This is a genomic window from Rhodococcus sp. SJ-3 (genome assembly GCF_051918125.1).
Taxonomy (GTDB): Bacteria; Actinomycetota; Actinomycetes; order Mycobacteriales; family Mycobacteriaceae; genus Rhodococcus.
Genome location: NZ_CM123306.1, coordinates 3,005,150 through 3,028,767, shown reverse-complemented (window position 1 = coordinate 3,028,767; position 23,618 = coordinate 3,005,150). Strand labels below are relative to the sequence as shown.

Annotated in this window: 21 protein-coding genes; 11 read left to right on the top strand and 10 right to left on the bottom strand. The window is 64.9% G+C overall.

The window, feature by feature from the left end:
- Positions 1-78 precede the first annotated feature (78 nt).
- From ACTDXD_RS14010 to ACTDXD_RS14000, 3 genes are read right to left on the bottom strand one after another with little or no spacing between them, the layout of a single operon-like run.
- Positions 79-546, bottom strand: a complete 468-nt coding sequence (locus ACTDXD_RS14010; protein ID WP_440122943.1) for an SRPBCC family protein — start codon at positions 544-546, stop codon at positions 79-81.
- Positions 547-563: 17 nt separating this feature from the next.
- Positions 564-1,061, bottom strand: coding sequence for a DUF3830 family protein (locus tag ACTDXD_RS14005; protein ID WP_440122942.1), 498 nt, complete (start codon positions 1,059-1,061; stop codon positions 564-566).
- Positions 1,062-1,073: 12 nt separating this feature from the next.
- Positions 1,074-2,315: an aspartate aminotransferase family protein gene (locus tag ACTDXD_RS14000; RefSeq protein WP_440122941.1), complete on the bottom strand. Its 1,242-nt coding sequence runs from the start codon at positions 2,313-2,315 to the stop codon at positions 1,074-1,076.
- 110 nt (positions 2,316-2,425) lie between these two features.
- On the opposite strand from ACTDXD_RS14000, the gene ACTDXD_RS13995 reads away from it, so the two are divergent.
- From ACTDXD_RS13995 to ACTDXD_RS13980, 4 genes are read left to right on the top strand one after another with little or no spacing between them, the layout of a single operon-like run.
- Complete coding sequence (locus ACTDXD_RS13995) at positions 2,426-3,913, top strand: NAD-dependent succinate-semialdehyde dehydrogenase (RefSeq protein ID WP_440122940.1); 1,488 nt, start codon at positions 2,426-2,428, stop codon at positions 3,911-3,913.
- A gap of 60 nt (positions 3,914-3,973) precedes the next feature.
- Entirely contained in the window at positions 3,974-4,774 is an 801-nt protein-coding gene (locus ACTDXD_RS13990) for a hypothetical protein (protein WP_440122939.1), read from the top strand.
- A gap of 4 nt (positions 4,775-4,778) precedes the next feature.
- On the top strand, positions 4,779-6,092 hold the full coding sequence (locus ACTDXD_RS13985; protein ID WP_440122938.1) for an alpha/beta hydrolase: 1,314 nt from the start codon (positions 4,779-4,781) through the stop codon (positions 6,090-6,092).
- A 35-nt stretch (positions 6,093-6,127) separates the two neighbouring features.
- Positions 6,128-8,584, top strand: a complete 2,457-nt coding sequence (locus tag ACTDXD_RS13980) for a bifunctional lysylphosphatidylglycerol flippase/synthetase MprF (protein WP_440127645.1) — start codon at positions 6,128-6,130, stop codon at positions 8,582-8,584.
- 44 nt (positions 8,585-8,628) lie between these two features.
- On the opposite strand, the gene ACTDXD_RS13975 is transcribed toward ACTDXD_RS13980, so the two are convergent.
- From ACTDXD_RS13975 to hsaA, 5 genes are all read right to left on the bottom strand, one after another.
- Positions 8,629-8,913 carry a DUF4193 domain-containing protein gene (locus tag ACTDXD_RS13975; protein ID WP_440122937.1) on the bottom strand — a complete coding sequence of 95 codons (285 nt, stop codon included), beginning with the start codon at positions 8,911-8,913 and terminating at the stop codon, positions 8,629-8,631.
- A 130-nt stretch (positions 8,914-9,043) separates the two neighbouring features.
- Entirely contained in the window at positions 9,044-9,652 is a 609-nt protein-coding gene (gene hsaB, locus ACTDXD_RS13970; RefSeq protein ID WP_440122936.1) for a 3-hydroxy-9,10-secoandrosta-1,3,5(10)-triene-9,17-dione monooxygenase reductase subunit, read from the bottom strand.
- The gene (gene hsaC / locus ACTDXD_RS13965) at positions 9,649-10,551 is read right to left on the bottom strand and encodes an iron-dependent extradiol dioxygenase HsaC (RefSeq protein ID WP_440122935.1); all 903 of its coding nucleotides are present in this window, start codon (positions 10,549-10,551) and stop codon (positions 9,649-9,651) included. The genes hsaB and hsaC overlap by 4 nt, the downstream gene beginning before the upstream one ends.
- Entirely contained in the window at positions 10,551-11,423 is an 873-nt protein-coding gene (gene hsaD / locus ACTDXD_RS13960; RefSeq protein WP_440122934.1) for a 4,5:9,10-diseco-3-hydroxy-5,9,17-trioxoandrosta-1(10),2-diene-4-oate hydrolase, read from the bottom strand. Before hsaD ends, hsaC begins: the two co-directional genes overlap by 1 nt.
- Positions 11,424-11,431: 8 nt before the next feature.
- Positions 11,432-12,607, bottom strand: coding sequence for a 3-hydroxy-9,10-secoandrosta-1,3,5(10)-triene-9,17-dione monooxygenase oxygenase subunit (hsaA, locus tag ACTDXD_RS13955; RefSeq protein ID WP_440122933.1), 1,176 nt, complete (start codon positions 12,605-12,607; stop codon positions 11,432-11,434).
- 189 nt (positions 12,608-12,796) lie between these two features.
- On the opposite strand from hsaA, the gene ACTDXD_RS13950 reads away from it, so the two are divergent.
- The 6 genes from ACTDXD_RS13950 (at position 12,797) to ACTDXD_RS13925 (ending at position 20,051) form a co-directional block, all read left to right on the top strand.
- Complete coding sequence (locus ACTDXD_RS13950; RefSeq protein ID WP_440122932.1) at positions 12,797-13,945, top strand: Rieske 2Fe-2S domain-containing protein; 1,149 nt, start codon at positions 12,797-12,799, stop codon at positions 13,943-13,945.
- Position 13,946: 1 nt separating this feature from the next.
- Positions 13,947-14,297: a hypothetical protein gene (locus ACTDXD_RS13945; protein WP_440122931.1), complete on the top strand. Its 351-nt coding sequence runs from the start codon at positions 13,947-13,949 to the stop codon at positions 14,295-14,297.
- Positions 14,298-14,558: 261 nt separating this feature from the next.
- On the top strand, positions 14,559-16,274 hold the full coding sequence (gene kstD / locus ACTDXD_RS13940; protein ID WP_440122930.1) for a 3-oxosteroid 1-dehydrogenase: 1,716 nt from the start codon (positions 14,559-14,561) through the stop codon (positions 16,272-16,274).
- Between the two features lie 51 nt (positions 16,275-16,325).
- Positions 16,326-17,186, top strand: coding sequence for a MaoC/PaaZ C-terminal domain-containing protein (locus ACTDXD_RS13935; RefSeq protein WP_440122929.1), 861 nt, complete (start codon positions 16,326-16,328; stop codon positions 17,184-17,186).
- Positions 17,187-17,215: 29 nt separating this feature from the next.
- Entirely contained in the window at positions 17,216-18,961 is a 1,746-nt protein-coding gene (locus tag ACTDXD_RS13930) for a cholesterol oxidase substrate-binding domain-containing protein (RefSeq protein ID WP_440122928.1), read from the top strand.
- A 28-nt stretch (positions 18,962-18,989) separates the two neighbouring features.
- Entirely contained in the window at positions 18,990-20,051 is a 1,062-nt protein-coding gene (locus ACTDXD_RS13925; protein ID WP_440122927.1) for an alpha/beta hydrolase, read from the top strand.
- Here ACTDXD_RS13925 and ACTDXD_RS13920 read toward each other — a convergent pair whose 3' ends face one another.
- Positions 20,052-20,855, bottom strand: coding sequence for an ABC transporter permease (locus tag ACTDXD_RS13920; protein ID WP_440122926.1), 804 nt, complete (start codon positions 20,853-20,855; stop codon positions 20,052-20,054).
- Positions 20,852-21,811: an ATP-binding cassette domain-containing protein gene (locus ACTDXD_RS13915; RefSeq protein ID WP_440122925.1), complete on the bottom strand. Its 960-nt coding sequence runs from the start codon at positions 21,809-21,811 to the stop codon at positions 20,852-20,854. The genes ACTDXD_RS13920 and ACTDXD_RS13915 overlap by 4 nt, the downstream gene beginning before the upstream one ends.
- Positions 21,812-21,989: 178 nt before the next feature.
- Here ACTDXD_RS13915 and ACTDXD_RS13910 point away from each other — a divergent pair, with 178 nt between their 5' ends.
- Positions 21,990-23,618: an MFS transporter gene (locus ACTDXD_RS13910; RefSeq protein ID WP_440122924.1), complete on the top strand. Its 1,629-nt coding sequence runs from the start codon at positions 21,990-21,992 to the stop codon at positions 23,616-23,618.

Here is a 23,618-nt window from a genome sequence, read left to right as displayed (position 1 = left end):
ACGCGTGGGTCATACCCCGGCACGCCGCATCGAAACGGCTGCCGATCACGGAATGGGACGAGCAGCCGACGCTGCGCGTCAGCTCTCCAGGATTCGTTTGATCGCGGCGAGTGTCGTGGGGATGCCCTCGCGAGCGGCCTGCTCACGCGCGGCGATTTCGCGCGGAGCCTCCGCCCCGAAGCGCTCGTCGAAGAATTTCTTTCCTGCGTCGCCGAACTCCCACGTCTCCGTCAGCTCCGCGCCGCCGTCCGTCGGCTCGATGAGATAACCCCAGCGCACCACGCCGGGCCCGACCGACCACGCGAACTCCCGGCCCCGATCGGCGACGACAACCTCCGAGCGTGTCTCCCAGGTGCGCTCCGGAGTCACGTTCCGGCCGACGAAAACGGCACCGACCTCGGGACCGTCGCCGTTGTCCCACCAGCACCCCGTGCACACCGGCGACCACTCGCCGGTCCGGGTCACATCCGACACCAATGCGTACACCTCCTCCGGGGTGGCGCGCACGACGACGGAGGACTGGAACGTGAGAGGCAAGGTCTGCATGGGCCCATCCTGCCCGCTCACCTCGCTCGTGTGAAACTCAGTGTCTCCCCCACTACTCCCTGCATCCACAGGTCGTTGCATGCCGCGGCGAGCTCAGGTAAGCCATCCTCGATGGTCGCGAACACATTTCCCGGCACCCACCCGACATCACCGTTGATCAGCAGATTGTTGCGGCCGTAGAACAGCGCCAGATCGGTGGCGCCCTGTTCGTGGTGCGCTTCGGACCCCGGCTCGTACCCATACGCCGGGTTGCCGATCTCCCACGGTTCGAAATCGAACAGGCACACATCACCCGGAATGGGCGTCACGGTGGGGTTTTCCCGATGTGGCGCCGCGGTGATCCGTGGCACCAGCGTGTACACCTCGTTGCGGGCGTACTTCGCGTGGAACGCCGCACCGCTCTGAGGAAGGGCATTCCACACTGCTTCGCACGTGAGTGGCGCTTCGATGTCGAGTAGTCGTGCACGACAGGAGATTCGTCTCTTGTCGAGTGCGATCGTGATATAGCGGGCCACAGGAACTCCTGGTCAGACTTCGGCGAGCACCTCGGACCAGATGCCGAGGGCATCCTCGACCTGCTCGGACGTGACGATCAGCGGCGGAATCATCCGGACGACATTCATATACGCGCCGCACGTCAGAAGGAGCAGTCCTTTGCTCGCTGCAAGTTTCTGTGCGGCCGTGGCGCGTTCGCGATCCGGGCCACCCTCGGCAGTGACGAACTCACTGCCCACCAGCAAGCCGAGCCCCCGCACGTCACCCACTGCGTCGGTAGCGCGTGAACGCGCCCCTTCGAGCAGTTCGGTGCCGCGGGCCGCGGCATTGTCGACGAGGCCTTCCTTCTCGATGACGTCGAGGGTCGCCACCGCTGCCGCACACGACACGGCATTGGCACCGTAGGTGCCGCCCTGGGAGCCCGGCCACGCCTTGGACATGAGCTCTTCGGAGGCCGCGATGCCCGACAGCGGAAACCCACTCGCCAGGCCCTTCGCGATCGTGATCACGTCGGGCCTGGTGTCGAAATGCTGGTGTCCGAAGAACTTTCCTGTTCGGCCGAATCCGGTTTGGATCTCGTCGAACACGAGGAGGATTCCGTGCCGGTCGGCGCGCTCGCGGAGCCCCTGGAAGAACCGGGTGTTACCCGGGACGTATCCGCCCTCGCCGAGAACGGGTTCGACGATGAACGCCGCGGTTTCGGCGGGCGATGTGACCGTCGCGAACAGGTAGTCGAGTTCCTTCAGCGCGAAGTCGGTGGCCTGCTCTTCGGTCCAGCCGTAGCGGTAGGCGTTGGGGAACGGCGCGATGTGCACACCGCCCATCAGCGGACTGAAGCCCGCGGAGAATCGGGTGCCCGAGGTGGTCATCGATGCGGCGGCGACAGTGCGGCCGTGGAATCCGCCGTGGAAGACGATCACGTTGGGGCGTCCGGTCGCTTGGCGAGCGAGACGCAACGACGCCTCGACCGCCTCACTCCCCGAGTTCGCGAAGAACAGTGAGTCGAGGCCCTCGGGCAGGACGGCGCCGAGCCGTTCGGTGAGCTCGAGCAGCGGTTTGTGCATGACTGTCGTGTACTGGCCGTGGATCAACGATCCGATCTGACGCTGCGCCGCTTCGATGACGTGCGGATGACAGTGGCCGGTGCTGGTCACACCGATCCCCGCCGTGAAGTCGAGATATCTTCGTCCGTCGGTGCCGTAGATGTAACTGCCCGCGGCATGGTCGACGGTGACGGGCGTGGCTTGCTGAAGCAGTGGAGACAGTCGAGTCATGACAACCCTCCCGGGTTCGGCGACCGATTCGAATCTCAATCCCATTGTTGGATTGTTGACAATATGCATAACATGGGCGAAGGCCGAAGGCAACGGACGAAAGGCACGCCATGCCCGATCAGACGGTCAGTCGCAACGACACGCTCAGCCCGAACGAGGATGCGGCCATCCGCACTGTCCCGACGGGCCTGTTCATCGACGGGCGATGGCAGGAGGCCGACAACACGATGCCCGTCGTCGACCCCTCCACCGAACGCGAATTGTGTGCGGTCGCCGACGCGAGCCCCGCCGACGGAATGCGCGCGCTCGATGCTGCAGCTGCAGCGCAGGATTCGTGGGCGCAGACATCACCGCGTGAACGCTCGACGATCCTCTCGGACGTCTATCGGCTCATGATCGAGAACGTCGATCGGCTCGCGCTCGTCATGACGCTCGAAATGGGTAAGCCGCTTGCCGAGGCACGCGGTGAAGTCAGCTACGCAGCCGAGTTCTTCCGCTGGTTCGCCGAGGAGGCCGTCCGCATCGACGGCGGTTACATGCAGGCGCCCGCCGGCGAATCGAGATTTCTCGTGACCAAGCAGCCGGTGGGCCCGTGCCTGCTCATCACCCCGTGGAACTTCCCGATGGCGATGGGCACACGCAAGATCGGTCCGGCCATCGCCGCCGGTTGCACGAGCGTGATCAAACCGGCGTCCCAGACCCCCCTGTCGATACTCGCCCTTGCCGATCTGCTCAGCGAGGCGGGACTCCCGCCCGGGGTCGTCAATGTCGTCACCACGTCACAGTCCGACGAGGTGATGGCCCCGCTGATCCTCGATTCGCGTTCGCGCAAGCTCTCGTTCACGGGATCGACCGGAGTGGGCAAACACCTGCTCGAACTGTGCGCGCGCACTGTCATGCGCACGTCCATGGAACTCGGCGGCAACGCGCCGTTCCTCGTGTTCGACGACGCGGATCTCGACGCCGCCGTCGACGGCGCAATGGCCGCGAAGATGCGCAACATCGGGCAGGCCTGCACCGCCGCCAACCGTATCCTCGTCCAGCAAGGCATCGCCGCGGACTTCACGAAGCGCCTCACCGAGCGCATGTCCGCACTGCCGATGGGCCGCGGTGTCGAAGACGGCGTCGTCGTCGGACCGCTCATCAACCGCGCCGCCGTCGACAAGGTCGGCGAGCTCATCGACGACGCCGTCGCCCGCGGCGCGACGGTCGCCCTCGGCGGCACCCCCGTCGACCGACCCGGATTCTTCTATCCGGCATCGGTGCTCACCGACGTCGCCGACGACGCGCAGATGTGCCATACGGAGATCTTCGGTCCGGTCGCGGCGATCAGCACCTTCGAAACCGAGGACGAAGCGATTCGGCGCGCCAACGATACTCCCTTCGGGTTGGTGTCCTACGTCTACACCGAGAACCTTCGACGGGGTCTGCGCGTGTGTGAAGCGCTGGAAGCCGGGATGGTGGGGCTCAATCAGGGCGTGGTCTCCAACCCTGCCGCACCGTTCGGCGGGATCAAGGAATCCGGGCTCGGACGCGAAGGTGGCTTCACCGGAATCGACGAGTTCCTCGAAACCAAGTACATCGGTGTGGCCTTGTAGTCACGCGGAGACGCAGTCGTTCGGCGCACATGAAGAACGGGTCCCTGACAGGATCGGTCCATGCTGGCGGCGACGGTGGCGCGGTTCCGCGCCGAGTTGAATACCCACCCGGTGGGTCGCGCTCTCGAGCGCATCCTGGTGGGGCTCGGGCGGATCGAGCTCGTCGACCGCTCGATGACGCTCGCCGCGCAGCTGTTCACTTCGGTACTGCCCGTCATCATGGCGGCGTCGCTCCTCGTCGACACGTCCGCAATTCGGGAGACCCTGCTCGCTCCGTTCGGAGTCGATCCGAGCGCACTCCTCCAGGACGGATTCGAGGTGACGTCGGAAGCGGCGGCGTTCGGCGCAGTGGGACTGTTGATGGTCCTCATCAGTGGCACATCGTTCGCGCGTGCGCTCGGCAGGGTGTACGGCAGGATCTGGGATACGCCGGTGTTGCGCCTGTCCCATGCGTGGCGGTGGTGTGCTGTTCTATTGCTGGTGGCGACCTCCGCGTTGGTCACCGGACTGATCCACCAGCTGGGGGCACCGATCCTCGCGCTGGTCGCCCAATGGTGCATGTGGGTCTGCGTGTGGACGGCGTGCCCGACACTGCTCACAGCAGGCCTCGTTCCCACCCGTGTCCTGGGCGCCACCGGTATTCTCACCGCGACGCTGCTGACCGCTGTCAGCATCGGAGGACGAATCACACTCCCCCATGTCACCGCCAGTTCCGAAGCGCATTTCGGGACACTCGGGATCGTCTTCACCATCGTTGGATATCTGTTCGTCGTCGCTGTCGCGCTCGTTGCATCTCCGGTGATCGTCCAAGCGCTCATCGGCGACAACGACTCCGGAGACGTCGAGGCCGATCCATACTGAGTCGGTGTCCTTGTCCGGGATCGCCGACCCTGTGCTGGATCTACCGCTGACGACGAGTGCAGCGGCGATCGTCTTCACCGCGGCTGCGGTCGTCGGGCTCGGCATACTCGCCGTCCGGCGAAGCAGGCGGTGGCTCGTCCTCTTACCTGTGCTTGCATCATGTGCGCTGGTGGTCACGGTGGCGGCCGCGGTTGTGGTCGAGAAACTGTGGCGGCCGTTTCCCGATCCCCTTCCGACGACGGTCTATGTGTGGGCGGGGATTGCGGTTCTGGCTCTCGCTCTCCTCGTGGGCCGTCTGCTGTCCCGTGATCGGGCCCGGCGCCATCTTCCCGCGGCATGCGGGTTGATCGCGGCGTGGCTGGTCGTCACGCTGGCTGCCGCAGGTCAAATCAACACCGTGTACGACGCGTACCCGACCGTCCGCGCGGCCTTGGGTGTGAGCAGCTTCCGCACCGTGTCGCTCGATTCACTGGAGCCCGCGAGGACGGTCCCGATCGACACGTGGACTCCACCGCCTCGTCTGCCGACCAGCGGCGCGGTGATCACCGCTCCGATACCGGGCGCAGCCTCAGGGTTCGAGGCCCGCGCCGCGAACATCTACCTTCCGCCCGCTTATTTCACCGATCCTCGTCCGGAGCTGCCCGTCCTGGTGCTGTTGGCAGGGCAGCCCGGCAGTACCGAGGACTGGCTCATCGGGGGCCGGCTCACCCAGACCATGGATGCATTTGCCGCCGAACACAGCGGACTCGCACCGATCGTGGTGCTCGCCGATGGAACCGGCAGCGAGTTCGCAAACCCGATGTGCGTCGACTCGCATCTCGGCAACGTCGCAACATACCTGTCGGTCGACGTCCCGGAGTGGGTGCGCAGCAACCTCCAAGTCGACACCGACCCGCGAGCGTGGGCGATCGGAGGCCTGTCGTACGGCGGCACCTGCGCACTCCAACTCGCGACACTTCGACCGGACGTCTATCCAACCTTCCTCGACATGTCCGGGCAGGCCGAACCGACCCTCGGCGACCGAGCCAGCACGATCAACGAGGTGTTCGGGGGCGACGAAGCGGCGTTCGATCGAATCAACCCCGCGTACCTGCTTGTCCACGAACGCTTCCCGGATTCGGCCGGTGCATTCGTCGTCGGAAGTGACGACAGCGAATACCGTTCCGGCATCGAACAACTCACCGCTGCCGCGCAGGCTGCGGGTATGGATGTCCATCTCACCGAGCTACCCGGCGGGCACAGTTTCGAGGTGTGGTCGGCCGGACTGGAGAAGGAGTTGCCGTGGCTCAGTCAGCGACTAGGCCTGACACACCCGTGACACACGTTCGGCCGGTGATCGCGCGCTACACGTCGATGCTGCGAAGCGCTCCCGTCTCGCTCACGCTGCTTGCTGGACTCTGGATTCTCGGGGTGGCCACGGGAAGCGTCCTGCGCGGCCCGTCGCGAGATCTCGCCCACGACGTCTCGCTCGGAGTCTCGAGCTTCTCGGACGGGCATGTGTGGGTGCTCTGGACGTCCGGGTTGTTCGCGTCGAGGCTCGCGGATTACCTTCTCGTCACCGCCGCCGTTCTGGCAGTTGCCGTTCCGGTCGAGAACCTCTGCGGTAGCAGGCGGTTCGCGATCGGCGCGGCCGTCACTCAGGGCGTGGGCGCAGCCGCAGCATTGGCGGTAGCACAGCTCGCCTCCACGTTTCCGAACTCGTGGGGAATCGCCCTCCACGGCCATCTGATCGAGGATCCACTTCCCTGGATCATCGGCACGCTGCTGACCGCCACCGCTGCGATGTCGACGCTGTGGCGACGACGAATCCGCATGGTCGTGCTCGTCTTCCTGATCACCACCACGCTGTTTGCCGGTCACCTGCAAGACCTGACTCGCCTCGGCGCTGCTGTCGCCGGGTCGATGCTGGGACCCCTCGTCTTCCGCGGGCGTCCGCGCGCCGCAACGCTCGGCGGCACGATCAGAGAACAACGCACACTCATCGCTCTCGTGGTTGCGGCCAGTGTGCTCGGCCCTGCGCTCGCTGCCTTCTCACCACACGCCATCGGTCCGCTGTCGGCCCTGCGTGAATTGTTCGGCCAGGTCCCCTACACGGCTCGCGAACTCGTGGACGTGTGTGACGATCCGGCTCTGGCAGGCGAGTGCCGTAAAGGGCACCAAGCCCTCCGACTCTCGGGGTTCGGTCCGCTGGTCGCGAATCTGATGCCCGCTGCAGTGTTGCTGGTGGGCGCGGAGGGTCTGCGGCGAGGTCGCCGCGCCGCGTGGTTGCTCACGGTATGGGGGCATCTCGCACTCATCGCTGCAGCGACGGCAAGTGCCGTCGTCCGGGCGACCGAGACGCGTTCGCTGGTGTACGGATATCACCGGCACGGATCGTTGTACCAGGAACTGGCGCCGTTGTCCGTGCTCCTCGCGGTCCTCGTGGTGCTTCTGGCGACGCGCCGGTTGTTCCAGGTACGGGCGCCACGCGGAACCTACCGGCGCGTGTGGCTCGGTACTGCCGCCGTGACCGCGGCGGCTCTGGTCCTCTACGTTGCAGCAGGAATGATTCTCGCCGGGAGCTTCGATCGCGATCCCGGTCCGGTGACGCTGCTACGCGACTTTCCGCGCCGGCTCGTGCCGCCGGTGTATCTGCAGTTGTTCGACCCACCGATATTGCCTGCGACGATTCCCGCGACGGTGCTGTTCGAATGGGTGGGCATCGCGGTCTGGGTCGTCTTCGCTGTATTGATGTTCCGCAGCTTCACGATTCCCGCACTCGGGCACTCCACTACCGACGAGCAGAGGGTTCGCGCGCTGTTGCGATCACCAGGAGGCGAATCACTGTCATGGATGATCACGTGGCCGGGCAACAGCTATTGGTTCAGTGACGACGGTGCACACACAGTCGCGTATCGGGTGCACTCGGGTATCGCTCTGACCACAGGCGACCCCGTTGGCGATCCGTCGACACGCGCCGACGCCGTCGATGCGTTTGCTTCGTACTGTCTGCGCAACGGATGGACGCCGTGCTTCTATTCGGTCGGCGAGGATCTCGCAGTCATTGCGCGCAACCACGGCTGGAGTTGTGTGCAGGTCGCCGAGGAGACACTCCTCGACCTGCCGGAACTCGCATTCAAGGGCAAGAAGTTCCAGGACGTACGGACCTCTTTGAATCGCGCGACCAAACAGGGCATCGAAGCCCGCTGGACCACGTTCACCGACGCTCCCCTGTCGGTGGTTTCACAGATCGTCGAGATCTCGGAAGAGTGGGTCTCCGACAAGGGGCTTCCCGAAATGGGTTTCACCCTCGGAGGGCTCGAGGAACTGAAGGACCCGGAGATCCGTCTGCTGGTGGCAGTCGATACCGGCGGCCACGTGCACGGTGTCACGTCGTGGATGCCGGTGTTCCGCGACGGCAGGCTCGTGGGGCTCACACTCGATTTCATGCGACGACATTCCGACGGGTTTCCGCCGGTGATGGAGTTCCTCATCGCGTCGGCTGCGCTGTCTGCCCGCGAGGACGGGCTCGAGTTCCTCAGCCTGTCCGGCGCCCCGCTCGCCAGTGCGGCGGACGAGTCCGGTGCCGATGAGCGGGGTGCACTCGACGACCTCCTGAACCTGCTCGGTCAGGTTCTCGAGCCCGTGTACGGGTTCCGGTCGCTCTTGTCGTTCAAAGCCAAGTTCCAGCCCCGCCATCGACCCATGTACATGGTGTTTCCCGACTCGACGGCATTGCCTCGGATCGGGCTCGCGGTCGGCCACGCGTACCTGCCGAACATGTCGTTCGGGCAGGGACGGCAGCTGATGTCACGGATATTGCAACGCTGACCGCAGACGTCGAACGGCGTTCAACCGCTGCGAGAACGGCGTTTTCAGGCGCAATCCAGGCAGATGTTCTCTTCCTGGTCGGCCATGCGATTGCGATGTTGGACGAGAAAGCAACGAGTGCAGGTGAATTCGTCGGCCTGTCGAGGAACGACGCGGACGGTCAGTTCCTCACCCGACAGATCCGCACCGGGAAGCTCGAACGATTCGGCGGTGTCGGCTTCCTCGACGTCCGCCACCGCCGCCTGTGCGGTGTTGCGGCCCGGACCCAAAATGTCGAGCGGCTCGTCATTGTTCTGTTCGACCCTGGGGCGGTCGTAGTCGGTTGCCATGGGCTCCTCCCATTCATGCACGTCTGGCGGCTGTACCAGGTCTTGGTTGACCGATGGTAGAGCACAACACGCTCAGGGGAGGATTTATGCCCGATCACATGAGGAAGATTTCCGGACCGAATTGCAGCCCCTACAACCAGGTGTCCTCGGACGCGGTGGTGAGGAACGCTTCGAGATCATCGCGCCACGGCGCCGGGGTGGTCTTCTCCGGTTCGATACCCGTGTACTGACCTCGGTAGAAGAGCAACGGCCGCTCGGTGTCGTCGGGGACCTCGCTCAACGAGGCGACACGTCCGAAGACGACCCAGTGGTCGCCGCCGTCGTGCACGGTCTCGACAGTGCAGTCGATATGCGCGAGGGATCCGGCGAGGATGGGCGACCCGAGAGGTGACGCGGTCCAGTCGACGCCGGCGAACTTGTCCGGTTCTCGCGACCCGAATCGGGCGCACACGTCCTGCTGCTCCTCGCCGAGCACGTTCACACAGAATCGGCCACTACGCTCGATCGCTCCCCACGAGCGGGATTGCTTCGTGGGGCAGAACAGAACGAGCGGCGGGTCGAGCGACAGTGCCGCGAACGACTGGCAGGCGAATCCGACGGGCGCGTCGTCGTCGACGGTGGTGATGATGGTGACGCCGGTGCAGAACTGCCCGAGGACGGTGCGGAACGTCCTCGGGTCGAGGGGCGCGACCCCCTGCGGCTCGAACGCACCGGCGCCACCGTCTGTGGGGGCACTCATTGCGTGAACCCCACCGAGAAGTCGTGCCCCCACAGGCTCACGGCAGTCGATTCCCGAGCGATCCAGCCCTCGTCTTCGACCTGCAATCCTTCACAACCGAATTCGACGTCGAACCCGCCCGGTGTCTTCATGTAGAACGAGAGCATCTTGTCGTTGACATGGCGGCCGAGGGTCGCCGACATCTTGACCTTCTTGCGTAGCGCCCGGTCGAGCCCGAGACCGACGTCGTCGGAATTCTCGACCTCGATCATCAGGTGCACGATGCCGCTGGGTGTGGGCATCGGCATGAACGCGAGGCTGTGGTGGCGCGGGTTGCATCCGAAGAATCGCAGCCATGCCGGCTTGCCGTCGGCGGGTCGGCCCACCATCTGCGGGGGCAGCCGCATCGAGTCGCGCAGGCGGAAGCCGAGGACATCGCGGTAGAAGCGCAGCGACTCCTCGTCGTCCCGAGTGGAGAGCACGACATGTCCGAGACCCTGTTCGCCGGTCACGAACTTGTGCCCGTACGGACTGACGACTCGACGGTGTTCGAGCGCGGCTCCGTGGAACGCCTCCAGCGTATTGCCGGACGGATCCTGGAACACGATCATCTCGTCGACGCGGCGGTCGGCGATCTGCTCCGCAGTGCCTTCCTTGAACGGGACCCCGGCGGCCGACAGGCTGTCGCGCACCGACTGCAGGTCGCCGGCATTCGCGGTCTCCCAGCCCGACACCAGCAGGTGGTCGGTGTCGTGCGGCTCGATGACGAGACGAGCCGGGAAATCGTCCATGCGCAGGTACAGGGCGTCGGGGTTCGTACCCTTGCCCTCGACCATGCCGAGCACTTTGAGGCCGTAGTCACGCCACGCAGCGACGTCGGTCGCGCCGATACGCAGATACGCGAGGGACCGGATCGACATCACTTACCTCCGTCCGTGAGGAAATCCGCCGTGATCCGGTTGAATTCCTCGAACTTCTCGAGTTGCGCCCAGTGTCCGCAGCCACCGAAGACGTGCAGTTGTGCGCGCGGGATCATCTTGAGTGCCACGAGCGCACCGTCGAGTGGATTGACGCGGTCTTCACGCCCCCAGATGAGCAGGACGCGCTGCCGGAGCTTGTAGGCGTCGCGCCAGAGCATACCGAGCTCGAAGTCGCTGCTGGAGAACGACTTCCCCATTGCTTTGGCAGCGGCGAGCGATTCGGGGGCGCTGGCGGCTTCGAATCGCTCGTCGATCAGCTCCTCGGTGACGAGCGACTGGTCGAACACCATGATCCGCAGGAAGGCTTCGAGATTCTGCCGCGTCGGCTGATAACTGAACTTGCCGAGATTGCGCACCCCCTCGGTCGGGTCGGGGGCGAACAGGTTGACGCTGAGGCCGCCCGGGCCCATGAGGACGAGTCGGCCCGCGCGGTCGGGGAAATCGAGGGCGAAACGCACAGCCGCGCCGCCACCGAGGGAATTTCCGAGCAGGTGCACCCGCTCGATACCGAGGTGATCGAGCAGATCCTTCAACGCGGTCGAGCTGTGCACGAAGTACTGCGGGTGCTCGGTGGGCTTGTCGGACTTGCCGTATCCGGGCTGGTCGACGCAGATGACGTGGAACTTCTCGGCGAGCACCGGGATGTTGCGGGAGAAGTTCGACCAGCCCGAGGCGCCGGGGCCTCCGCCGTGCAGCAACACGATGGTGGTGGCGTTCCCGACGCCGGCCTCGTGGTAGTGCAGGCGCAGATCGTCGCGGACCTGCGCAAATCGGGACGTCGATTCGTAGGTGATCTCTTGCGTTGCAGTCACGGGAAACCTCACACCATCGTGTCGGTGAGCGGAAGACCGAACTCTGCGCCGCCGAACATCACGTACGCACGCTCGGCATCGTTGGCAGCATGCACGCGGCCGGCGTGCGCGTCTCGCCAGAAGCGCTGGATGGGTGTGCCATTGGCGAGAGCGGTAGCGCCCGAGTTCTCGAAGAGCAGGTCGATCGAGGCGATGGCGCGACCCGTCGCGCGCACCTGGTCGCGGCGCGCACGCAGGCGGAGTTCGATGGGAACGTCCTTACCGTCGAGGAGACATGCGTATTCGTCGGCGACATTGCCCGACAGCTGACGCCACGCGGCGTCGATGTCGCTGGATGCCTCGGCAATGCGGATCTTCGCGAACGGATCGTCCTTGGCCTTCTCCCCCGCGTAGGCGGCACGTACCCGTTTGCCCTGATGTTCGACGTGGGCGTCGTAGGCACCGTAGGCCATGCCGACGATCGGTGCGGAGATGGTCGTGGGGTGGATGGTTCCCCACGGCATCTTGTAGACGGGAGCCGTGTTGCGCTCCAGCCCGGGCGAGGCGAGATCGTTCATCGTCTTGAAGCTGAGGAAGCGATGTCGCGGAACGAACACGTCCTTGACGACGATGGTGTTCGAACCTGTGCCACGCAGTCCGACCACATTCCACACGTCGTCGATCTCGTATTCGGATCGCGGAATCAGGAAGCTGCCGAAGTCGACGGGACGCCCGTCCTTGATGACCGGGCCCCCGACGACCACCCAGGAAGCATGATCACTGCCCGACGACCAGGCCCAGGCACCGTTGACCTTGTAACCGCCGTCGACGACCTCGCCGGCTCCCATCGGGGCATAGGACGAGGAGATCCGTACGTCGGCGTCCTCGCCCCAGACGTCTTCCTGCGCCTGCTGATCGAACAATGCGAGGTGCCAATTGTGGACTCCGATGATTCCGGACACCCATCCGGTGGACCCGCAGGCACTCGCGATGGTGCGTACCGCGGTGTAGAAGGTGACGGGGTCTGCTTCGTATCCCCCCCACTGGGCCGGTTGCAGAAGCTTGAAGAATCCGGACTCCTGAAGCGCCTTGATCGAACTATCGGGGATGCGGCGAAGATCCTCGGCTTCCTGCGCGCGTTCCCGCAGGCTGGGCAGCAGAGCGTCGATCCGCTGCAGTACCTCGTGGCTGTCGTGGTCCCCCACTGGACGCTCCCGTCTGTTCAGGAATTGATCGCTTGGTTCGAGACTAGAACATGTTCTTATTTGTGTCGAGACCGGACGAGTTCCGTGGCATCACAGGCTCCACGGGGATCAAAGTCCCCGTTCTCTTTCGATCGCGGGGGAAATTCTATAACGTGTTCTACTAAGAGATCCGGAAGGAAGTGAGCGGACATGGCACAGATTCGCGAGATCGACGTCGGAGAGGCGCGGACCCGGTTCGCGCGGGGTTGGCACTGCCTCGGACTGAGTCGCAGTTTCAAAGACGGCAAGCCACACTCCGTCGAGGCCTTCGGCACCAAACTCGTGGTCTGGGCCGACAGCAACGGCGAGATCAAGGTCCTCGACGGCTACTGCAGGCACATGGGTGGCGACCTGTCCCAGGGAGAGATCAAGGGCGACTCGATCGCATGCCCGTTCCACGACTGGCGCTGGGGCGGCAACGGCAAATGCACCGACATCCCCTACGCGCGTCGCGTCCCCCCACTCGCCCGCACTCGCGCGTGGACCACGATGGAGAAGCACGGCCAGCTGTTCGTGTGGAACGACCCGGAAGGCAACAAGCCGCCGGAGAACGTCACCATCCCCGAACTCGAGCAGTACGGGACCGACGAGTGGACCGACTGGACGTGGCATCAGATCCTCATCGAGGGGTCCAACTGCCGCGAGATCATCGACAACGTCGTCGACATGGCGCACTTCTTCTACATCCACTACGCCTTCCCCACGTTCTTCAAGAATGTGTTCGAAGGACACGTCGCGGAGCAGTACCTCAACACCCGCGGCCGCCCGGACAAGGGCATGGCCACCCAGTACGGTATGGAATCGAAACTCGAGTCGTACGCGGCGTACTACGGCCCGTCCTACATGATCAACCCGCTGAAGAACAACTATGGCGGATACGAGACCGAATCCGTGCTGATCAACTGTCATTACCCGATCACGCACGACTCGTTCATGCTGCAGTACGGCATCATCGTCAAGAAGCCGACGGGCATGAACGCAGAGCAGACCGACATACTGGCGGCCAAACTCACCGAGGGCGTGGGCGAGGGATTCCTTCAGGACGTCGAGATCTGGAAGAACAAGACGAAGATCGAAAATCCACTGCTGTGCGAAGAGGACGGTCCGGTGTACCAGCTGCGTCGCTGGTACGAGCAGTTCTACGTCGACGTCGCCGACGTCACCGACAAGATGACCGGGCGCTTCGAATTCGAGGTCGACACCGCCAAGGCCAACGAAGCGTGGGAAAAGGAAGTCGCCGAGAACCTCGAGCGCAAGGCAGCCGAAGAGGAAAAGCGTAAGCAGGAAGCGGAGGTCTGACATGAGCGCCTCGACCCGAGAAGCCAAATGGGCGAAGTCCCCGGATTTCGCCGATCGCCCCGACCGGGTCGAGGCCATCGCAGCCCAGACCGCGATAGACAAGATCAACTACCTCGACTCGGGTCTGAACGAAGTCGCGTGTCGCGAGTGCGGCACGTGCGTCCTCGTACGCAAGAACAGCTACCGGCATACAAGCGTGCAGTGGCAGGACGACCCGGCCGCGGTGTGCCCGGTCTTCCGCGCCGACGCAGCCGCCGCGGGCACATCGATCACCCCCCGCGAAGGCTGCCCGAATCTGCGCGCCAGCATCGAACAGGCCGTGATCGACGGAACGGTCCCCGTCCCGAATTGAGATTCGTTCCGCCCCGCGACATCGTGCAGGGACGGATCGCACCCACACTTCCACCACCGACGTTGCCGCGGCCTCGAACGCCGCGGCAACGTCGTCGTCGGAGTGCGCAAGTCGAGCGATTTACCTCGAGATGTCGGTTCCGGGCACCGCGCAGACCCGTCACGCCCTGAAACAAGTTCCGGTGTGGCACGCTCGAAAGATATACGCGATTCACAAGGAGGGGATGGACTCCGGACACCCTCATTCTATAACGTGTTCTACATGAGTGAGCAGGAGTACGACATCGTCGTCGTCGGCAGCGGCGCCGGCGGCATGACCGCCGCGATCACCGCTGCCCGCAAGGGCGCAAGCGTCGTCCTGATCGAAAAGGCACCCCACTACGGCGGCTCGAGCGCGCGCTCCGGTGGCGGCGTGTGGATCCCCAACAACGACGCCCTGAAGGCCGCGGGCATAGAGGACACCCCGGAAGCCGCACGCACCTACCTCCACAGCATCATCGGCGACGTCGTTCCGGCCGAGCGGATCGACACCTACATCGACCGCGGACCCGAGATGCTGTCGTTCATCCAGAAGAACAGCGCACTCGAACTCGCTTGGGTTCCAGGGTATTCCGACTACTACCCCGAAGCGCCCGGCGGACGTGCCGGTGGCCGCTCGGTGGAACCGAAGCCGTTCGACGGCAATCGTCTCGGCGACGACCTGAAGCTCCTCGAACCCGACTACGTCAAGGCACCACCGAACTTCGTCATCACCCAGGCCGACTACAAGTGGCTCAACCTCCTGATGCGCAACCCGCGCGGCCCACTGCGCGCAGCGAAGGTCGGCGCACGATTCGTCTGGGCCAAGATCACCAAGAAGAATCTGCTGGTCCGTGGGCAGGCCCTGATGGCGGGGCTGCGCATCGGCCTGCGCGACGCGGGTGTTCCCGTGCTGCTCGACACCGCCCTTGTCGAACTCGTCGTCGAAGACGGAGTCGTGAGCGGAGTTCGCGTCGAATCCGACGGTGAGCAGCGAACCATCCACGCGCGCAAGGGCGTCGTCCTCGCGACCGGCGGATTTGAACACAACCTCGAGATGCGTGAGCAGTACCAGCGTCAGCCGATCGGCACCGAGTGGTCGGTGGGCGCGAAAGCCAACACCGGCGACGGCATCCGCGCGGGCCAATCTGTTGGGGGCGCAGTCGATTTCATGGACGATGCCTGGTGGGGTCCGTCGTTCCCTCTCACCGGCGGCCCGTGGTTCGCGCTGTCCGAGCGCAGCCTTCCCGGCTGCATGATGGTCAACAGCGCAGGCAAGCGGTTCGTCAACGAATCCGCCCCGTATGTCGAGGCCACCCACGCCATGTACGGCGGAGAGCACGGCCGCGGCGACGGACCCGGAGAGAACATCCCCGCGTGGCTCGTCCTCGACCAGCGCTACCGCAACCGGTACACCTTCGCAGGCATCACACCCGGTCAGCCGTTCCCGAAACGATGGTTCAAGGCGGGAGTGATCGTCAAGGCCGACACCGTCAGTGAGCTCGCCGAGAAGATCGGCGTTCCGGCGTCTGCACTCTCCGAGACCGTCGAGCGATTCAACGGTTTCGCCCGCTCGGGCAAGGACGAGGACTTCGGTCGCGGCGAGTCGAAATACGACCACTACTACGGCGATCCCCGCAACAAGCCCAACCCCAGCCTCGCGGTGATCGGCAAACCGCCGTATTACGCGATCAAGGTGGTTCCGGGCGACCTCGGCACCAAGGGTGGTCTCGTCACCGACGTCGACGCACGCGTCCTGAAGGAGGACGGCACGGTCATCGACGGGCTGTACGCGACCGGCAACGTGAGCTCCCCCGTGATGGGCCACACCTACGCCGGCCCAGGCGCCACCATCGGTCCCGCGATGACCTTCGGCTACCTGGCCGTGCTCGATATCCTCCGCAGGAACGGAGCCCATTCAGCGGAAGACACCGTCGCCGACACCGCCGATCACGCTTAGGCTGCGCCCACCCGGCGCCGAAGTGCGGCCCGGCAGCAAGAAAGGATCCCCGTGCCCATCGATCCCTCAGTCGCCATCGGCGCAACGCTCCCCGCCCAAGAATTCTCGTGGAGCAGCAGCGACGTCCAGCTCTACAATCTCGGACTCGGTGCAGGCGCCCGCCCCACCGACGCCGGCGAGCTGCGCTACCTGCGCGACGGTGATCCTCAAGTGCTCCCCACCTTCGCGACGGTGGCCGCGACATTCCACGACACCGAACCCCCGAAGGTATCCTTCCCGGGTATCGAGATCGATCTGGCGAAGGTCGTGCACGGCAGCCAGGAGGTTGTGGTCCACGCGCCGATCCCGGCATCCGGCAAAGGCCGCACCACCACTCGCATCGCCGAGGCGTGGGACAAGGGCAAGGCCGCGGTCATCGTGCAGGAATCCGTCACCGAGGACCTCGACGGAAACCCGCTGTGGACCGCACGATCGTCGATCTTCGCACGCGGGGAAGGCGGTTTCGGCGGTGAGCGCGGGCCGTCGGAAGCGCTCGCGCTGCCCGACCGCGATCCGGATGCCGAGTTCGACGTCCCGACGCTGCCCCAGCAGGCACTCCTGTACCGCCTCTGCGGCGACCGTAACCCCCTCCACTCGGATCCGGAATTCGCGAAGGCTGCAGGGTTCCCGGCGCCGATTCTTCACGGCCTGTGCACCTACGGGACCGTCTGCAAATCGATCACCGACCACCTCCTCGATTCCGACGCGACACGTGTCGCCGGGTTCCGCGCAAAGTTCGCCGGCGTCGTGTTCCCGGGTGAGACACTGCGCGTACGCGTGTGGAAGAGCGGCAACCAGCTACTCGCCACCGTCACCGTCGCAGACCGAGATCTTGCACCAGCCCTGGCCGATGTGGTCCTCACCGTCGCGTGAGTCCACCTTCGTGGAAAGCTGTCCGATAAATGACAATTCGAGATTCTGCACCGCGCCTTTCCCGGCGGGGATTCCTCGCCGTCGGCGCCGGCGCACTGGCCGCGACCGCTGTCGGCGGCTGGACACCCGCGCACGCGATTCCATTCGGATCGTCCGATGCGACGCTTCCAGCGCCGCCGTCGTTCCCGGAGGGAATCGATCTGTACCAGCAGGCGTACCAGAACTGGTCCAAAGAGATCATGCTCGACTCGATCTGGACGTGCGCACCGAACAATGCCGATGACGTGGTGCGGCTGACCAATTGGGCCCACGAGAACGGCTACACCATCCGGCCGCGGGGTGCAATGCACGGCTGGACGCCGCTTACGATCGTCAACGGCGCTCCGGTCGACCGAGTGATCCTCGCCGACACCATGCTTCACCTGAATTCGGTGAGCGTGAACCCGGGTGGCGATCCGGCCACGGTGACGGCAGGACCCGGCGCCACACTCGATGCGATCACGTCGGCATTGCAGGCCCACGGACTCGGGTTCGCGAATCTTCCCGCACCCGGTGTGCTGTCGATTGCCGGGTCGCTCGCAGTCAACGCCCACGGGGCAGCGCTTCCGGCCGACGGCGAAAACAATGTTCCGGGACATACTTTCGGTTCGCTGAGCAATCTCGTCACCGAACTGACCGCCGTCGTGTGGGACGGCAGCAAGTATGCGTTGCGCACCTTCACCCGCGCAGACCCCGATATCACTGCGCTTCTGACGCACCTCGGTAGAACGTTCCTGACGTCGGTCACGCTCCAGGCCGGACCCAACTACCGGATGCGGTGCCAGAGCTTCACCGATATCGACTGGCGCGAACTGTTCTCGCCTGCAGGCGCTTCGGGTCGTACGTTCGAATCGTTCGTGAGCAGCACCGGCCGGGCGGAAGCAATCTGGTATCCGTTCACGGAGAAGCCGTGGATGAAGGTGTGGTCACTCGCGCCGGACAAACCTGCCGAGTCGCGCGAGGTCACGGGGCCCTACAACTACCCGTTCTCCGACAACGTCCCCGAGCCGATCACCGATCTGCTCGGCCAGCTGACGGGCGGAAACCCGCAGATCGCGCCACTTTTCGGTCAGACGTACTACGGGGTGACCGTTGCGGGGCTCGCAGCGACTGCGTCGTCGGACATCTGGGGCTGGTCCAAAGACCTGCAGTTCTACATCAAAGCCACCACTCTGCGTCTGACCGAGGGCGGTGGCGCAGTGCTGACCAACCGCGCCAACATCGCCAACGTCATCCATGACTTCACCCAGTGGTTCAACGAACGGATCGAGCACTATCGCGGCCTCGGCCAGTTCCCGCTCAACGGTCCCGTCGAGATTCGTTGCTGTGGTCTCGACCAGCCCTCCGACGTGCGCGTGCCCTCTGCCGGTCCGCCGACCATTTCCGCGACGCGTCCACGTCCCGACAAGCCCGAGTGGGACACCGCGATCTGGCTGAATGTGCTGGGTGTTCCAGGCACACCGGGCATGTTCGCGTTCTATCGCGAGATGGAGCAGTGGATGCGCCAGCGCTACAACGGCGGTGATTCGACCTTCCGTCCCGAGTGGTCGAAGGGCTGGGCGTTCGGACCCGAACTGCCGTATACGGACGACCACATCATCACCCAGGGCCTGCCCGATACCTATCGCGAAGGTGTTCCCAACGATGAGAATTGGGATAGTGCGCGGGCGGTGTACAACCGGCTCGATCCCCATCGGGTGTACAGCAACACGTTCATCGACCGACTACTGCCCTGATCGTTGACCTTTGCTAAGGTTCGCAACCATGCGAAGCTTGCGACGTGCGATCGGTGCTGCAGCGGTTCCCCTGCTCGTGGTGGCAGGCGGTGCGGCGTTCACAGGTACAGCGTCCGCACTGCCCGACACGGGCTCGGTGATCGCACCGGCCGGCTCCGATACCGAGGTTGCGTTCGACTCTTCCGGAACCACCTTCCACGGCAGTCTCCGCACCCCCGACGGTGACATCAAGGGCGCGGCACTGCTGTTGCCGGGCAGCGGAGTCACCGATCGTAACGGCAACCAGGCACCGTTGATGGTGGCAGACACCCTGCTTCGTGTCTCCGACTCGCTCGCCGCCCACGGGATCGCGAGCCTCCGCTTCGACAAGATCGGTGCGGGCGCCACCGGTCTCGGGTCGTACGCTCCCGAGACCGGAAAGGTGTACGGGTTCACCGATCAGGTCGATCACGCTCAGGCCGCTGCCGAGTTGCTCTCGGAGCGCACCGGATTTACGACCGACGACATCCTGGTGCTGGGTCACAGCGAAGGCGGTCTCACCGCGCTCGCACTGGCACAACGCGGTGTCGGCGACGGCTACGGGCTACTTGCACCGCTGTCGATGCGCTACCTCGACCTGCTGCGCGGCCAGCTCGAGTCGCTCGCAAATTCGGGGCAGCTCCCCGAGTCCGACGCCGACGCACTGCGCACCGACATTCCCCGCGCGATCGAGTCGCTCCGCACCACCGGCACCGTCCCGGAGGGCTTGAGCCCGATCATGGCGCAGTTCGGATTCAATGATTTCACCGCGACGTTCCTGGCCGAGGCCGACGCACTCGATCCCCCGGAGCTGGCCGCGTCACTCCCGGACGGCACCCCCGTCCTGCTGACGTGCTCCGACAAGGACCTCAACATCAGTTGCGATCAGATCGAGCCGCTGCGGGTCTCGCTCGAACACACGGATCTGCAGTTCGGGCACTTCACGACTGCCAATCACACGCTCGAAGAGCTCGGCCCGCTGCCCGCCGGCGGCGCCGACGGCCCGGTGCTGCTGCCCGCATCGACCGAGTTCGCGACCGCGATCAACGGATGGGCCGCACAGCGCGGCTGATCACCGACTCACCGCCTTCTTGTAGCGACGGATCGCGAACGGCACGAACACAACCAGCATCAGCGCGGTCCACAACAGCGACGCAATGATGGGGTTCTGCAGGGGCCACACCTCCGGCACGGGCATCATCGGGTTCGTGTTGCCGAACAACTCGCGGACGGCCTGGGTCACCGCTGACACCGGGTTCCATTCGGCGAACGTGCGCAGGACGGTCGGCATCTGTGAGGTGTCGACAAATGTGTTGGCGATGAACGACAGCGGGAAGATCACCATGAAGCTGGCATTGTTGAACACCTCGGGCGTGCGAATCCACATGCCCACCACCGCCATGAGCCACGACAGGGCGTACGCGAACAGCAGCAGCAACACGTAACCACCGAGCGCCTCGAGCGGCGACGAGGTGATGCGCCAGCCCACGATCAGACCGGTCAGCGACATGACGACCAAGCTCACGATGTTGATGAGCACGTCGGTGGAGGTGCGGCCGATCAGCACCGCCGACGGCGCCATCGGCAACGTCCGGAATCGGTCGATGATGCCCTTCTGGAGGTCTTCGACCATGCCGAGGCCCGTCCATGTCGCGCCGAAGATGACCGTCTGCGTGAACACGCCCGCAATGAGGAACTCCCGGTACGACGTACCGGGGATTTGAATCGCGCTGCCGAACACGTACGCGAACAGCAGTACGAACATGATCGGCGACAGCGTCGTGAAGACGATCAGGTCGGGTACACGTTTGATCTTGATCATGTTGCGTTTGGCGATGGTCAGACCGTCGGATGCGGTCATCTGCAGAGTGTTCACGTCGCGCTCTCCTCGATTTTCTCCTCCGCCTCGTGACCCGTCAGGGTGAGGAACACGTCGTCCAGGGTGGGCCGACGCAACGTGACATCGGTGACCTGGACACCGGCCTCCGCGACCCGCCCGAGCGCGGCGACGAGCAGTTCGGTGCCGCCGGTGGAGGGCACGATCACCCGGCCCGATTCGATGCGGATATCTCCGGCAGCAAGCTCCGCCAGAGCTTCACGAGCGGTCTCGATCTGCCGGGCGTCGGGAATTGCCAGCTCGATACGTTCACCGCCGACGAGCGATTTGAGTTCGTCTGCGGTCCCCCGGGCGATGATGGTGCCCCGATCGATCACGACGATGCGGTCGGCCAGACGTTCCGCCTCGTCCATGTACTGCGTGGTGAGCAGCAGAGTGGTGCCACGTTCGACGAGTTTCTCGATGATGTCCCACAAATCGAGGCGGGCGCGGGGATCGAGGCCCGTGGTGGGCTCGTCGAGGAACAGGACGGGAGGCTCGGCGACCAGTGCGCCGGCGAGGTCGAGCCGGCGCCGCATTCCACCCGAATAGGTCTTCACGGGACGATCGCCTGCTTCGACGAGGTCGAATTGGCCGAGCAACTCGCGTGCCCGCTCACGGCTTCGTTTGACACCGAGATGGTAGAGACGGCCGACCATTTCGAGGTTCTCGTATCCGGTGAGGTATTCGTCGACCGCGGCGTACTGACCGGACGCCCCGATCTGGGTCCGCAGAGCGGCGGCCTCGGCGACCACATCGAATCCGGCGACCTCGGCGCGGCCACCGTCGGGGACGAGCAGTGTGGTCAGTACGCGGACCGCGGTGGTCTTCCCGGCGCCGTTGGGACCGAGCAGCGCCGTGATCGTGCCCTCCGGAACACGGAGATCGATTCCGTCCAGCGCGGTGAAGTTCCCGAACCGCTTGATCAATCCTTCTACGACAATGGCGTCGGCCATATGTTCTCCCCTGGATTTCGGGTGCTCGCCCAGTGTGCACCAGGGCACCGACACGTGCGACCGATTTTTGCCCGCGAGCCCGGCGTGGAGTTCGATCGAGTCACTCCTTTGCCGCGCCGGGCTGCTGTACTTTGTGTGCACTGCGGGATTCACTTCTGGACTCGGAAGCCGGTTCACCATGAGTACTGGTCGCGATTCGGGTGGTGTCGATTCGGCGCCGGACAGTCGATCCGGCTCCGCTCTGATCCTGGCCGTGTTGGCGTCCGGCCAATTCCTGATGACGCTCGACAGTTCGGTGATGAACGTATCGATGGCGACTGTCGCGCAGGACCTGGATACGACGATCACCGGTATCCAGACCGCGATCACGTTGTACACGCTGGTGATGGCGTCCCTGATGATCACGGGCGGCAAGATCGGCGCGGCACTCGGGCGACGCCGCGCTTTCGGCATCGGTCTCGTGATCTACGGCGTCGGCTCGCTCGTCACCGGGCTCGCCCCGAATCTTCCGATCCTGCTGGTGGGATGGTCGCTCCTCGAAGGCATCGGCGCGGCCCTGATCATGCCGGCGATCGTCTCGCTCGTCGCCGCGAACTTCCCACCGGAACGTCGCGCCGCAGCCTACGGTCTCGTCGCGGCGGCCGGCGCGATGGCCGTCGCCGTCGGTCCCCTGCTCGGCGGCGCCGTGACGACCTTCGCTTCGTGGCGGTACGTATTCTTCGGTGAGGTCGTGGTGGTGGCGCTGATCCTGCTCGTGCTGCGGCGGGTTCGAGATGTCCCGCCGTCGCCGGTCTCGATCGATGTGCCCAGCGCGATCCTGTCCGTCGCGGGGCTCGCGATGATCGTGTACGGCGTGCTGCGGTCGAGCGAATGGGGATGGGTGCTCGCATCGCCCTCCGGTCCGCAGGTCATCGGCATGTCACCGGTGATCTGGCTGGTGCTCGGCGGGTTGCTCGTGCTCTATCTGCTCATGCGACGGCAGCACGCGCTGATCGGCAAGGGCCGCGATCCACTCGTCGATCCGGCGCTGTTCGAGAACCGCCAGCTCACCGGTGGAGTGACGATGTTCTTCGCACAGTTCGCAGTACAGGCCGGGGTGTTCTTCGCAGTCCCGCTGTTCCTGTCGGTGGTGCTGGAATTGAGCGCACTCGAGACCGGCGTGCGAATCCTTCCGCTCTCGATCGCACTCGTCCTGGCTGCGGCCGGTATCCCCAAACTCCGGCCACACGCGAACCCTCGACGGGTGGTACGACTCGGACTCGCGTCGATGATCGTGGGAATCACGATCCTCACCGCCGGAATGGATCCCGGCGCGAACGCCGCGGTCGTCGCGATTCCGATGCTGTTCATGGGCCTGGGCCTCGGGGCCCTGTCCTCACAGCTCGGGGCGATCACGGTGTCCGCGGTGCCCGATGCGCAGAGCGCAGAGGTCGGCGGTGTGCAGAACACCGCCACCAACCTCGGCGCGTCGCTCGGCACGGCACTGATCGGTTCGATCCTCATCGCGACGCTGACCACCTCGGTCGCCGGAGGCATCGAGGACAACCCGGAGATCCCGGCATCCGTCCAGCAACAGGCCACCACGCAGATCACGAACGGAGTGCCGTTCTTGTCGAACACCGAACTCGACAACGCGCTGGTGACCACGGGCCTGGACGAGCCGACGCGCGACGCCGTCGTTGCCGTGAACAGCGACGCGCGCCTCGAGGCCCTGCAGGTGGCGTTCGCCGCGACAGCGTTGATTGCGGTCGCGGCACTGTTCGGGACGGGTCGACTACCGACCCGAGCCGTCGGGTCGGAGCCGTGA